The 12,785-nt window shown below is 62.6% G+C and carries 12 protein-coding genes; 8 read left to right on the forward strand and 4 right to left on the reverse strand.

Translation table 11 applies throughout. The features are described from left to right. The first annotated feature begins 17 nt into the window (after positions 1-17). The 8 genes from AC58NV_RS05640 (at position 18) to AC58NV_RS05675 (ending at position 7,569) form a co-directional block, all read left to right on the forward strand. Complete coding sequence (locus tag AC58NV_RS05640) at positions 18-1,073, forward strand: ester cyclase (RefSeq protein WP_497226237.1); 1,056 nt, start codon at positions 18-20, stop codon at positions 1,071-1,073. Beyond that, complete coding sequence (locus AC58NV_RS05645) at positions 1,073-1,837, forward strand: SDR family NAD(P)-dependent oxidoreductase (protein WP_497226238.1); 765 nt, start codon at positions 1,073-1,075, stop codon at positions 1,835-1,837. The genes AC58NV_RS05640 and AC58NV_RS05645 overlap by 1 nt, the downstream gene beginning before the upstream one ends. Beyond that, positions 1,837-2,865, forward strand: coding sequence for a LacI family DNA-binding transcriptional regulator (locus AC58NV_RS05650; RefSeq protein ID WP_497226239.1), 1,029 nt, complete (start codon positions 1,837-1,839; stop codon positions 2,863-2,865). The genes AC58NV_RS05645 and AC58NV_RS05650 overlap by 1 nt, the downstream gene beginning before the upstream one ends. Further along, positions 2,862-3,851, forward strand: a complete 990-nt coding sequence (locus AC58NV_RS05655; protein WP_497226240.1) for a nuclear transport factor 2 family protein — start codon at positions 2,862-2,864, stop codon at positions 3,849-3,851. The genes AC58NV_RS05650 and AC58NV_RS05655 overlap by 4 nt, the downstream gene beginning before the upstream one ends. 163 nt (positions 3,852-4,014) lie before the next feature. Continuing rightward, on the forward strand, positions 4,015-4,974 hold the full coding sequence (locus tag AC58NV_RS05660; RefSeq protein ID WP_497226241.1) for a cupin domain-containing protein: 960 nt from the start codon (positions 4,015-4,017) through the stop codon (positions 4,972-4,974). A 92-nt stretch (positions 4,975-5,066) separates the two neighbouring features. After that, complete coding sequence (locus AC58NV_RS05665) at positions 5,067-6,185, forward strand: cobalamin-independent methionine synthase II family protein (protein ID WP_497226399.1); 1,119 nt, start codon at positions 5,067-5,069, stop codon at positions 6,183-6,185. Beyond that, positions 6,182-6,874 (forward strand): alpha/beta fold hydrolase, encoded by a 693-nt coding sequence (locus AC58NV_RS05670; protein ID WP_497226242.1) that lies wholly within the window; start codon positions 6,182-6,184, stop codon positions 6,872-6,874. Before AC58NV_RS05665 ends, AC58NV_RS05670 begins: the two co-directional genes overlap by 4 nt. Next, the gene (locus AC58NV_RS05675) at positions 6,874-7,569 is read left to right on the forward strand and encodes an RraA family protein (RefSeq protein ID WP_497226243.1); all 696 of its coding nucleotides are present in this window, start codon (positions 6,874-6,876) and stop codon (positions 7,567-7,569) included. Before AC58NV_RS05670 ends, AC58NV_RS05675 begins: the two co-directional genes overlap by 1 nt. Before the next feature lie 605 nt (positions 7,570-8,174). Here the strand turns inward: AC58NV_RS05675 and betC are convergent. The 4 genes from betC to proX form a co-directional block, all read right to left on the reverse strand. Then, positions 8,175-9,668, reverse strand: a complete 1,494-nt coding sequence (gene betC / locus AC58NV_RS05680; protein WP_497226244.1) for a choline-sulfatase — start codon at positions 9,666-9,668, stop codon at positions 8,175-8,177. A 3-nt stretch (positions 9,669-9,671) separates the two neighbouring features. Then, positions 9,672-10,589: an ABC transporter permease gene (locus AC58NV_RS05685; protein ID WP_497226245.1), complete on the reverse strand. Its 918-nt coding sequence runs from the start codon at positions 10,587-10,589 to the stop codon at positions 9,672-9,674. 12 nt (positions 10,590-10,601) lie between these two features. Next, complete coding sequence (locus tag AC58NV_RS05690) at positions 10,602-11,621, reverse strand: quaternary amine ABC transporter ATP-binding protein (protein WP_497226246.1); 1,020 nt, start codon at positions 11,619-11,621, stop codon at positions 10,602-10,604. Between the two features lie 64 nt (positions 11,622-11,685). After that, on the reverse strand, positions 11,686-12,642 hold the full coding sequence (gene proX / locus AC58NV_RS05695) for a glycine betaine/L-proline ABC transporter substrate-binding protein ProX (RefSeq protein ID WP_497226247.1): 957 nt from the start codon (positions 12,640-12,642) through the stop codon (positions 11,686-11,688). Positions 12,643-12,785 lie beyond the last annotated feature (143 nt).

A 12,785-nucleotide genomic window follows, 5' to 3' on the forward strand; every position in this document is an offset into this window, starting at 1 on the left:
GGAATGCGCTGAAAGCGATGGATACGGACATTCATACCTCCAACAAGGCGCGCCTAGCCCCGCTGAGGGCCGCCATGCGCGACTTTGAGGAAGCGCCGGTGCGTGCGGTGCTGGAGGCCGCTCTGGCGCCGGATGCCGCTGTTCATCTCTACCACCCGCTGGGTGATCTGACCGGCCCAAAGGCGCTGTACGAGCGCGCCTATGCGCCGCTCTTTGCCGCCTGGCCGGATCTGGAGCGGCGCGACTACATCGTGATGGCGGGCCGCGACGAACATGGCTTCGACTGGGCCGGCTGCGGCGGCTATTACACCGGCACCTTTGCAGCCCCCTGGCTGGATATCCCGCCGACCGGCCACCAGGCGGCGATGCGGTTTCACGAGTTCTACCGGTTTGAAGGCGGCAAAGTGGTTGAGGTGCAGGCGCTTTGGGATATCCCCGAGGTGATGCTGCAGGCACGCGCCTGGCCGATGGCGCCCTCGCTGGGGCGCGAATGGCAGGTGCCCGGGCCGTCTTCGCAGGACGGGCTGGTGCCCGGCCCGCATGATGCGGACCGGAGCGAAGCCAGCTGCCGCCATATCCTGGAAATGCTGGAGCATCTGCAGCGCTACCCCAGCCAGGGCGGCCCGGGCGTGATGCAGATGGAGCGGTTCTGGCACCCGCGCATGAACTGGTACGGCCCGGCCGGCATCGGCACCGCCCGCGGCATCGCCGGGTTCCGCAATTGGCACCAGATCCCGTTCCTGAACGCCATGCCGGACCGCGGCCGGCACTCTGGCGATCTGACATTCCATTTCTTCGGCGACGGGGAGTATGCTGCAGTCACCGGCTGGCCCAACATGCGCCAGACCGTCAGCCACGATGGCTGGCTCGGCATTGCGCCTTCCGGCAAACAGATCGAACTGCGCTCGCTGGACTTCTGGCGGCTGGAAGACGGGCTGATCCGCGAAAACTGGGTTTTGGTTGATTTGCTGGACGTCTACCGCCAGCTGGGCGTTGACGTCCTTGCCCGGCTGCGCGAGTTCAACAAGGCCCGCAGCATGGGCGCAATTGCAATCCCGGATGGAATGACCTGATGCCCGATCTGCCCCGCACCCCTTCCTTTGATCTAACCGGCAAGACAGCGCTGGTTACCGGTGCCTCCTCCGGCATCGGCCAGGCCTGCGCTGCGGCGCTGGCACAGGCGGGGGCCCATGTGCTCTGCGCCGCCCGCGGCGCGGACCGGCTGCAGGAGACTGTGGCAGCGTTGCAGGGGGACGGCGGCTCGGCGGAGGGGCTGGTGCTGGATCAGGCGGACCTCTCCGCCCTGCAGGAGGCGTTGCACGGCCGCGCATTTGACGTAGTGGTGAATTCCGCTGGCCTGGCCCGCCACGGCCCGGCGGTTGAAACAACACCTGAAGACTTCGACGATGTGATGGGTATCAATCTGCGCTCGGCCTATTTCCTGTCCGCCTGGGCGGCGCAGGGCATGATGGCTGCAGGCAAACGCGGCTCGATCATTCATATCTCCAGCCAGATGGGCCATGTCGGCGGCATCGACCGGGCGGTCTATTGCGCCTCCAAGCACGCAATCGAGGGCATGGTAAAATCCATGGCCGTTGAGTGGGGCAAATCGGGCGTGCGCATCAACACCATCTGCCCGACCTTCATCAGGACACCGCTGACCGAACAGACCTTCTCCAACCACGAGCGCGCTGCCTGGATCATGGACAAGATCAAACTGGACCGCATCGGCGAGGTCGAAGACATCATGGGTGCCGTGCTCTATCTGGCCTCGCCTGCCTCGGGCATGGTCACCGGCACCTCGATGCTGATCGACGGCGGATGGACGGCAGACTGATGGTTGAAAAAGTCACCTCTCTCCAAGTCGCACAGCGTGCCGGTGTCAGCCAGTCTGCGGTCTCCCGGGTATTCACCCCCGGCGCCTCGGTCAGCAAGAAGACCGCCGACAAGGTGAAACAAGCCGCCGCCGAACTGGGCTACCGCCCCAATGTCCTGGCCCGCGCGATGGTGTCCGGGCGCTCGCGCATCATCGGGCTGGTGGTCGCGTATCTGGAGAACCAGTTCTACCCGGAAGCGATCGAGAAATTGTCGAACGCGCTGCAGGCGCACGGCTACCACGTGCTGGTCTTCCTCGCCTCGCAAACTTCCGGCAATGTCGAGGACGTGATGGAAGAGATCCTGGATTACCAGGTCGACGGCATCGTCACCGCTTCGGTCGCCATGTCCTCCGACATCGCACGGCGCTGCCAGGACGCGGGCGTGCCAATGGTTCTATTCAATCGCTCCCAGGACATCGAAGGCATCACCTCTGTCACCTCCGACAACTATGCCGGCGGGCGCAAAGCAGCGGAATTTCTGCTGGCCGGCGGCCACAAGCGGATCGGCTATATCGCCGGCTGGGAGGGTGCCTCGACCCAGCGCGACCGCGAGGCTGGATTTCTGGCCGCCCTGCAGGACGAGGGCGCAGCTTTGTTTACCCGTGAAACCGGCGATTTCCATACCGAGACCGCGCGCGAGGCAGCCCGCAAAATGTTCTCCCGTTCGGCCCCGGACCGTCCCGACGCCGTGTTCGTTGCCAATGACCACATGGCGCTGGCGGTGATGGACGTGATCCGTTTTGAGCTGGGGCTCTCCATCCCCGGCGATGTCTCTGTCATCGGCTATGATGATGTGCCGCCCGCCGGCTGGCCTGCTTACAACCTCACCACAGTGCGCCAGCGCGCCAATCTGATGGTCGATGAAACCGTCGCCGCGCTGATGGAGCATATCAACACGCCTGAAACCGCCAACGCCAGACGGGTCGCCATCGACGGACCGCTGATCGTGCGCGGCTCGGCACGGATACCCGAAGGATGGACCCCATGAAGGGTTTTGACCCGAAATTCCGCGACTTCCCCGACTACATCATCGGGATCACCCATGAAATCTGGGAAAGCCGCGGCTTTGCCACCCTGCATAACTATTACGCACCGGATATCGTGGTGCGCATGCCCGGTTTGGTGTCCACCGGCAACCAGGGTGTGATTGCCGCGACCATGGCCACCCTGGCGGAGTTCCCGGACCGTACGCTGCTAGGCGAGGATGTGATCTGGTCCGGCACGCCGGAAGAGGGCATGCTGTCCAGCCACCGTATCCTGTCGACCGCAACCCATCTGGGCGACGGCGCCTTTGGCAAGGCGACCGGCAAGCCGCTGGTCTACCGCATCCTGGCCGACTGCCACGCCCGCAACAATGCCATCGACGACGAATGGCTGATCCGCGACAACGGCGCGGTGGTGCGGCAGATGGGCTGGGATCCGGTGGAATTCTCCCGCGATCAGATCGCCCGCGAGGGCGGCGCGGAGGCCTGTGTCAAACCGCTGACGCCGGCCAATGACCTGGAAGGCCCCTACAAGGGGCGCGGCAACGGCAATGAATGGGGCCAGCGCCACGCCGATCTGCTGACCCGGATAATGAATGCGGACATGACCGCCATCAAATCCGATTACGACCGGGCCGTGCAGTCGGAATACCCCGGCGGTGCCACCGGCCACAGCTATGATCCGGTGGAACGCTTTTGGATGGGTCTGCGGGCCTCGCTGCCCTCCGCGACCTTCACCATCCATCACCAGATCGGCCGCGACGATCCCAACATGCCGCCGCGTTCTGCCATCCGCTGGAGCCTCAGCGGCAAGCATGACGGCTGGGGCAGCCTGGGTGCGCCTTCAGGCGCCGGGCTTTATGTGCTGGGCATCAGCCACGCCGAATGGGGCGAACTGATCGGCGGCGATATCAAGCTGCGCCGCGAATGGACGCTGTTTGATGAAACCGCCGTTCAAAAGCAGATTCTGCTGCATACGGGCGCAGTCTAAGTGATCGCCTTCGGCACATACCAGCTGGACAACCGGCAAGCGACACGCCGCTTTCACCGGCACCGCGCCTCGCTGCGCGCACGCCGGCTGAACCTGCGGCCGCCGGGATGATGGGAGCATTCTCCTCCCTCCCTCTTCATCCCGGCACAAAAGGATACCAGCCATGAGCACCATTCAATCCCGCATCGTCCGCTACGGCGAGCTGAAACCCTGCAAGACCGCCTTCATCGACGCCCACACCCCGGGCTCCGACCAGAAGGAGAACTTCACCATCATCGGCGGCGGCGTGAGCGAAAGCCCCGACCAGCACGTCCACATCACCGACAAGATCGGCTTCAACATCGGCGCCGCGGGCCAGCCGCCGAAATGCCGCAACTCGCTGCACAGCCACACCACCGCCGAGGTGTTTTTTGTGGCCAAGGGCCGCTGGCGCTTTTTCTGGGGCCGCTACGGCACTGCGGGTGAATTCATCGCCGAGGAAGGCGATATCTTCAACATCCCCACCGGCATCTTCCGCGGCTTTGAAAACGTCGGCCAGGACTACGGCATGATCATGTCGATCCTTGGCGGCGACGATGCCGGCGGCGGCGTCACCTGGGCACCGCAAGTGATCCAGGACGCGCAGGCCCACGGCCTGATGCTGGGCAACAACGGCGTGCTGTATGACAGCAAGAAGGGCCAGGAACTGCCGCACAATGTGCAACCGATGCCGGTGCTGACCGAAGAGCAGCTGAAGGCCTACCCCGAGGTGCCGGTCGAAGATGTAATTGGCAGGTATGTCGCCCGTTACTGGGATCTGATGGCGCTGGCGGCGGGCAAACCGGCTGTGGTTATCGGCGAAGATGCGCTGATCAAGGACAAGCCCGGTTTCGAGGTCGATTTCCTGGCCCGCGGCTCTGCCGTGGCGGATCAGGTCAAGGCGGAAAAGCCGGTGGTTCTGATGCCCGCCAGCGGCCATTGGCGGATCACCATCGATGAGGTTGAGACCACCCTCTCCAACGGCGACACCGCGCTGGTCCTGCCCGGCGAAAGCTACAGCGCCGAACCGTCGATGACCGGAAACGCGGGCCTCTACCGCATTACCGCAACCGACGATCCCGCCGGCGCCACGTGGCAAGGCTGACCGCAGTTTCCTCCTGTGCGGCGCCGTCCGCTGCACAGGGGGTGTACAGGGGGTGTACGCATGGCACCCCCTGAAATCAGGGAGATTGGATGATGGTCAAGACAACCCATGTAGGCTCGCTGCCCCGGACCCGGGAGGTGGTGGGTTTCATCTTCGCCCGCGAGCGGAAGGAGCCTTTTGACCAGGCGGAATTCGACGCCTGCATGTCGGCTGCCGTTTCTGAAACTGTCCGCAAACAGGTTGCCACGGGGGTGGATATCGTCAGCGACGGCGAGACCTCCAAGATCTCCTATGCCACCTACGTCAAGGACCGCTACACCGGCTATTCCGGCGACAGCCCGCGCAATGCGCCTGCCGATCTAAAGATGTTTCCAGGCTTCCTGCAACGGCTGGCAGACGACGGCGGCACGCCGCAATATGCCCGCCCCAAGTGTACTGGAGAAGTCCGCGCCAAAGGCCAGGACGAGCTGGAAAAGGACATTGCCAGCCTCAAGGCTGCAATGGCGGAACACGGCGCTGAACGCGGCTTCATGAATGCCGCGTCGCCTGGTGTTATCTCTCTGTTTTTGCAGAATGATTACTACCCCACGCGCGAGGCGTACCTGGCCGCGCTGGCCGATGCAATGAAGGCAGAATATGAAACCATCGTTGCAGCGGGGCTGGATTTGCAGCTCGACTGCCCCGACCTGGCGCTGTCGCGGCACATGCTGTTCAATGACTTGTCCGACGCGGAGTTCATCAAGATCGCAGACATGCATGTGGAGGCGTTGAACCACGCGCTGCAAAACGTGCCGCAGGAGCGGGTCCGGGTGCATATCTGCTGGGGCAACTATGAGGGGCCCCATTGCTGCGACATCCCGATGGATAAGGTCTTCACCACCTTGATGAACACCAAGTCGCGCTATGTGCTGTTTGAAACCTCCAACCCGCGCCATGCCCATGAATGGACAGTGTTCCGCGACCGCAAGGCGGAAATCCCGGAGGACAAGGTGCTGGTTCCCGGCGTGGTGGATACCACCACCAACTTCGTCGAGCACCCGGAACTGGTCGCGCAGCGCATTGAAAGATTTACAGAAATCGTCGGCTCTGAAAGGGTGATCGCGAGCTCGGACTGCGGCTTTGGCACCTTTGCAGGCTTTGGCGCGGTGGATCCGGATATCGCCTATGCCAAGCTCGCGGCCCTTTCCGAAGGGGCACGGATGGCCAAATGACACCGCTTGTCCTGATCCCCGGCATGATGTGCGACGCGCGGTTGTTCACCCCGCAAATCGCCGCCTTGTCCGGCCAGCGCAACCTGCATCTGGTCTCGCTGGCCCGCCACAGCAGCATTGAAGCCATGGCGCAGGCCATGCTGGAGACCGCGCCGCCGCGCTTTGCCCTGGCCGGTCTGTCAATGGGCGGCATCGTGGCAATGGAAATCCTGCGTCAGGCACCCCAGAGGGTCGAGCGGATCGCGTTACTGGACACCAATCCGCTGGCCGAGCGGGAAGAGGTCAAGCAGCGCCGCCTGCCGCAAATGCAGGCAGTGCGCAATGGCCGCCTGGCAGAGGTCATGCGTGACGAAATGAAACCGAACTACCTAGCCCCTGGCCCCCAGCGGCAGGACGTGTTGGATCTCTGCATGGCGATGGCACTGGGGCTGGGGCCGCATGTGTTTCTGTCCCAGTCCCGCGCCCTGATGGACAGGCCGGAGCAGACCGGAACCTTGGCCCAAGCCCGCCTGCCTGCGCTGGTGCTCTGCGGCCGCCAGGATGTGCTGTGCCCGCTGGAACGGCATGAGATGATGGCCGGTCTCATTCCAGACGCTCGGCTCGAAGTGATTGAAAACGCAGGGCATCTGCCCACTTTGGAACAACCTGAAGAAACCACAGCGGCGCTGGCCCGCTGGCTGGAGGCCTAATGGACAACTCTCTTCTGGACCTGCTGAAATCGGTCGACACCCCCACCGTCTGCAACGCGATCGAAGTTGCCCAGGGCAAGCGCGGGTTTGCCAATTTCACCCGCGGCACCATGCTATGCTCTGCGCCGGAAGAAGGCGCAATCGTGGGCTACGCCCGCACCGCCAAAATTGCAGCCGTCAATCCGCCCGCTGAACCGCCAGAGATAATCCGGGAACGGCGCATGGCCTACTACAAGCACATGTCTGAGGGGCCGCGCCCGGGCGTGGCGGTGGTGGAAGACCTCGACTACCCGGACTGCATCGGCGCCTACTGGGGAGAGATCAACACCACGGTCCACAAAGGGTTCGGTCTTTCCGGTGCGCTGACCAACGGCGTCATGCGCGATCTGGGAGACCTGCCGGATGGGTTCCCCGTCGTTGCCGGTTCGATCGGCCCCAGCCACGGTTTCGTTCATGTGCGTGAAATAGGCACTCCAGTCACTGTCTTCGGGATGGAAGTGCAGGACGGGAATCTGATCCACGCCGACCGCCATGGCGCGCTCGTCATTCCGGCGGACGTCGTGCCGCTATTGGGAGGTGCTATCCGGAAGCTCCTGGAGACGGAGAAACTGATCCTGGAACCGGCGCGCCGCGAAGGTTTCGGCTTTGCCAGTTTCGAAGAAGCTTGGGCCGCTTTCGAAAAGGCGCGAACTTAAGATTGGGGCAGCAAGTGCGCCGTGGCGCGGCTGACGAATGAGCTGTCTATTTTGGTCAAGCAGTAGTGCTCTTGTGCAAGGCAGCTTGTCTTCTAGCGGAATGTTGAGGAAGGCGCTCTCTGAGCGTCCGCTTCTACAGTGAGTCTGGGGCGCGTTCGCACCCGCGGCGAACTTCCGGAAACCGCCCGTCCCCCAGGAACCCGCGCAGCCGCAGCGGAAACCAAGCAGGTGCAGCGAACGGCAGCAAGGTCCCGCCTCACTGCTAGTCAAAGCCCGACCAGGCGAACAGCCTCTGTCTCGGAGATCAGCCATTCAGGCCGGGCGCGGCGAACTTGCGGCATGAGCCCACAGCAGAAGTGTCCGAATTTTGCTGCGAGCGCACGCAGCGCGCCGGTGCGCGGTACCGCCGAATTCTCCCGCTGCATGGCAGAAGGAAATGCGGCCATTCCGGCAGCCTGCGGCATTTGCCGAAATAAGCGGGCAGCAGTCCGGGGTTTAACTGACCGGTGCCGAACGCGCAGCTTGCGAGGGGCAGCGAATGGTCAACCTGGACGGTGGCTGTTAGCTGGCGAAGCGGTTCATGCTGCCGCTCCGCCAGTTCCTGTTCAGATGTATTTGAACGCCCACTCGTTGTAGCCTTGCTCGCCGCGGTACCACAGAACCTGATCCGTCTCGCTTTCGTGATGGTTCCAGCGCTGCTTCTGCCCTTGCCCCATGGCCTCGCGAACCAAGGCCCTGCGCCGCTGGCTTTGAACGATGTCTCGGGTCAGGGCAGTCTCATCCCATTTCGCCGCCACCTCGGCCCGGAAAGCCGCGACGGTTTCCTGATGCTGTGGGGCAAGGGCAAGGTTGATGCGCTCGTCGGGATCAGCCTCCAAGTCGAACAGCATTTCGCCGTCGTGAGAGGACGAGAGGAATTTGAAATTGCCACGCCGGATCATGAAGATTGGCACCGGTGTCGCCTCGGCCAGGTATTCCGCATAAACGGTGCGTTCAGGCGCCGGGTTGCCCCGATCAAGCAAGGACGTCAGCGCCACGCCTTCCAGCGGCTCCACTTCATTTTCGACACCGGAAATCGCATTGAACGTCGGCACAAGATCCACCAAGGACGTCAGCTCGCTAACCCGCTGGGGCGTAATCCACGGGGCGGACAGGATCAGTGGAACGCGCAGGGCCTTCTCAAAGAAGTGCTTCTTGAACCACATGCCGCGCTCGCCCAGCATTTCACCGTGGTCCGAGGTGAAGATGATCGCCGAATTCTTGTCGGCACCGGTAGCCCGCAAGGCATCCAGCACCCGCGCAACCATGCTGTCGATATAGCTGATCGACCCATAATAGGCGCGGATGGCGCGCTGCACGTCTTCGTCGCTGAATTCGATCCCCAGCATCCCGAAATCCTTGAGCAGCCGCACGGAATGCGGGTCATGCTGCTGTTCGGGCAAGGCACCCACGCGCGGCATCGGAATCTCCTTGCCTTCGTAAAGATCCCAGAACTCCTTGCGGCACAGATAGGGTTCATGCGGGTGGGTGTAGGAAATCTGCAGGAAGAACGGGCGCTCATCATCTGAGCGCGCCATGTCGAAAATATGCTGGACCGCCTTGAAGGTGACCTCTTCGTCATAGTCGATCTGCACCGACCGTTCGCAGATGCCGGCGATCCGCACCGCACGCGGGTCATTGGTGTCGCGCTTGCCCTCGTTGCCCCAGTTCGGCACCCAGGCGAAATCCGCCGGGTAGAGATCGGCGGTCAGGCGTTTTTCGAAGCCATGGAACTGGTCCGGACCGATAAAGTGCATTTTGCCCGACAGCGCCGTCTGATAGCCGGCCGCGCGCAGGTAGTGGGCATAGGTCGGGATCTCGGCCGAAAATTCTGCCGCGTTGTCATAGGCCCCAACCGCCGAGCACAGCTGCCCGGTCGCCATGGAAAACCGCGACGGCGCACAGAGCGGGAAGTTGCAATAGGCGGTTTCAAACACCACACCGCCGTCGGCCAACGCGTCCAGCGTCGGGGAATGGCAGATTTGGTCACCGTAGGCCCGCAGTGCCGAGGCGGTCAGCTGGTCGACCTGAATGAACAGGATATTGGGTTGCTTGCTCATGACTTAGCCCTTTTGAAGCAGTGTACGCACCGCCCCGACGGGGCCGGTTTCATACCATTTCTTGTGATTGCGCTCGCGGGCGGAGATGCCGAAGCTCTGCGAGGTCCGGTCGATGACGATGGCTAGGAACACGATGCCTAAACCTCCGACGGTCGCCAGCCCCATGTCCAGGCGGCCAATGCCGCGCAGCACCATCTGGCCCAGCCCGGTGACCGAGATCATTGAGGAGACAACCACCATCGACAGCGCCATCATGATGGTCTGGTTGACGCCGGCCATAATGGTCGGCATCGCCAGCGGCAGTTCGATCTTGTAGAGCGTCTGGCGGTTGGACGCACCAAAGGCCCGCGCCGCCTCAACCATGTCAGGCCGGACCTGGCGGATGCCCAGGTTGGTCAGGCGCACCACCGGCGGCAGCGCATAGATAAAGGTCACGATCACGCCCGAGACGTTGCCGATCGAAAACAGCATCACGATCGGCACCAGATAGACGAAGGAGGGGATCGTCTGCATCAGGTCCAGAATTGGCTGCAGCACCATCCAAAAGCGGTTGTTCTTGGCCGCGACCACGCCCAGCGGAATCCCGATCAGCGAACAGAACACCACGCAGGTCAGCACAATCGACAGCGTCGTCATGCTTTCCTCCCAGGCGCCCATAAGGCCGATGGCCGCCATGCAGGCCAGGGCAATCAGGCCCAGCCTGCGTCCGCCGGCCTGCCAGGCGACCAGCGCGATGATGGCCAGCATCAGCAGGTCCGGCGCCCCGGTCAGCGCATCCTCAAGGCCGGTCAGCACGATGTCGAACGGCACCTTTACCGCTTGGAAAACAAAGCGGAAGTTGTCCACGACCCACTGCAGGGCAGCTTCCACCCAGCCGCCGATGGGCACCCATTCGGTATCGAAAATATTCCAGAGATCCATGCTCGCCTCCCCTCAGCCGCGCATCGCTGTCAAAGCAGCCTTGATGGTGATCCGGCCAACCGCCGCATGGTCCGGGCTGACCACGGTGACCGGCGACTGATCGTCCATGAAATGGTCCATGATCTCCCCCAGTTCGGCCTCCGGGCGCACCTGCTTCGGCGTCGCCTGGCTGCCGTTCAGCGGCTCCATGATGGTTTCCGCCCGCACCAGGCTGATGCGGCTGATGCCCTTGACGAATTCCGCCACATAGTCGTCCTTTGGATTGGTCACGATCTCTTCCGGGGTGCCGATCTGGACGATCTCTCCGTCATTCATGATGGCGATATGGTCCCCCATCCGGATCGCCTCATCGAGGTCATGGGTAATGAACAGGGTGGTCTTTTTCATATGCGCGGACAGGTTCAGGAACTGGTCCTGCAACTGGCGCCGGATCAGCGGGTCCAGCGCAGAGAAGGGCTCATCCATCAGCAGGATTTGCGGATCGGCCGCCAGCGCGCGCGCCAAGCCGACACGCTGCTGCATGCCGCCCGACAGCTGGTCGGGGTAATGGTCGATCCACCCGGTCAGATCCATCGCCGCTAGGGCTTTTTCGGCCGCCGCGCGCCGCTCCGCGGCGCTGATGTCCCGCACTTCCAGGCCAAAGCCCACATTCTCGCCCAGGGTGCGGTGCGGCCACAGCGCCATATGCTGAAACACCATGCCGATTGTTTCGGCTCGCAGCTGCCGCAGCTCTGTTTCGCCCATGGTGTCAACGCGCTGCCCAGCCACATGGATCTCGCCTGCGGTCGGCTCGATCAGCCGGTTCACGTGGCGCACCAGTGTGGATTTGCCAGAGCCGGACAGGCCCATGATGCAGAAGATCTCCCCCTTCTTGACGGAGAAACTGGCGTTGCGCACGCCAAGAACGCAGTCGAACCTGTCGCGCACTTCCTCTTTGCTCAATCCCTCGGACAGAACAGCCTTCATGGCCTCGTCCGATCTGCGCCCGTAGATCTTCCACAGGTCGCGGCATTCGATTTGCGCTTCGCTCATGGCGCAGTCCTTTCAGGAAAAATGGGCGCAGCCGGGGCTGCGCCCGCCAACTTCAGGGAAGAGGTCAGTTGGCTTTGACGGCCTCGGCGATCCATCCATCGAACTCGGCCTGATTGGCAGACACCCAGTCCTGGGCATGGCGCCGGAAATCTTCCAGCGTGTTTTCCCCGTCGCGCAGCTTCACTTGGGCGGCATTGACCGCCGAGATCGGGATATCGACAAGTTCGAAGAACCTGGCCGCTGCCGGGTTTTCTTCGAGGAACGCGTTGTTGGCGACGATATAGACATCGTTCACCGCAAATCCCGCGTCGAACTCTCCCGCTGACGGCACGCCGATCTGCACCACATCCTCGCCCGGCACCAGCACATCGCTGATCCAGTTGGGCGTCCAAGTGTAATACAGGATTGCGCCGCCTTCGTTGTAGCGGGTGATGGTGTCAGCCATGATCGCGAAATAGCTGCCCTGGTCATGCTGCACCGCATCGCGCAGCTTGTATTCGTCCAGGTGGTCTTCGATCGTCAGCTCGCAGCCCCAGCCCGGGTTGCAGCCGGACATGTTGGCCCGCCCGTCACCGTCGCTGTCGAACAGGGCGGCCAGTTCCGGGGCGGCCAGCTGGCCGATATCAGTAATGCCGTGGGCCTCGGCAGTTTTCTTGTCGATGAAATACCCCTGCCCGGCCCCGGTGATGGCCGCATTGACCCGGGTCATAACAGCCTCGCCGCCGGATTTGTCAAAGAAATCGTTATGCAGCGGTTTCCAGTGATTGAAGGTGTAGTCCGCATCGCCGGAAGCGACCGCCAGGTGAACGGCGGGAAAGTCCGCCTCCAGCGTTTCCCCGACCTCGTACCCCAAGGCCTCCAGCCCAAGCTGAACCACCATATGCTGGAACCAGGCATTTGCCGGTGAGCCCTTGATCGGAGACACCGGCACCCCTTTGCCGGGCTGGTCTTCCGCCATGGCGGGCAGTGCAAGTGTTGCGGCCAAAGCCGTCGTCAGTGCGAGTTGAGCCAGATGCTTCATTGTTTCCTCCCTTGCACACAGCTGTTTCCAGGGCTGCGTAATCTGATCCTGCTCTATGTTTTGGCAGAAACCGCATTCTGTGAAGTTCCAAAGTTCTGTGCAAAATGTTAACCACAGCGTTATGGCAAACCTTCGCAAAACCC

This window comes from Leisingera sp. ANG49 (assembly GCF_059694505.1).

Coding starts and splice junctions, on each gene's coding strand:
- AC58NV_RS05640 (WP_497226237.1), top strand. CDS start 18: ATGGATACGGACATTCATACCTCCAACAAGGCGCGCCTAGCCCCGCTG.
- AC58NV_RS05645 (WP_497226238.1), top strand. CDS start 1,073: ATGCCCGATCTGCCCCGCACCCCTTCCTTTGATCTAACCGGCAAGACA.
- AC58NV_RS05650 (WP_497226239.1), top strand. CDS start 1,837: ATGGTTGAAAAAGTCACCTCTCTCCAAGTCGCACAGCGTGCCGGTGTC.
- AC58NV_RS05655 (WP_497226240.1), top strand. CDS start 2,862: ATGAAGGGTTTTGACCCGAAATTCCGCGACTTCCCCGACTACATCATC.
- AC58NV_RS05660 (WP_497226241.1), top strand. CDS start 4,015: ATGAGCACCATTCAATCCCGCATCGTCCGCTACGGCGAGCTGAAACCC.
- AC58NV_RS05665 (WP_497226399.1), top strand. CDS start 5,067: ATGGTCAAGACAACCCATGTAGGCTCGCTGCCCCGGACCCGGGAGGTG.
- AC58NV_RS05670 (WP_497226242.1), top strand. CDS start 6,182: ATGACACCGCTTGTCCTGATCCCCGGCATGATGTGCGACGCGCGGTTG.
- AC58NV_RS05675 (WP_497226243.1), top strand. CDS start 6,874: ATGGACAACTCTCTTCTGGACCTGCTGAAATCGGTCGACACCCCCACC.
- betC (WP_497226244.1), bottom strand. CDS start 9,668: ATGAGCAAGCAACCCAATATCCTGTTCATTCAGGTCGACCAGCTGACC.
- AC58NV_RS05685 (WP_497226245.1), bottom strand. CDS start 10,589: ATGGATCTCTGGAATATTTTCGATACCGAATGGGTGCCCATCGGCGGC.
- AC58NV_RS05690 (WP_497226246.1), bottom strand. CDS start 11,621: ATGAGCGAAGCGCAAATCGAATGCCGCGACCTGTGGAAGATCTACGGG.
- proX (WP_497226247.1), bottom strand. CDS start 12,642: ATGAAGCATCTGGCTCAACTCGCACTGACGACGGCTTTGGCCGCAACA.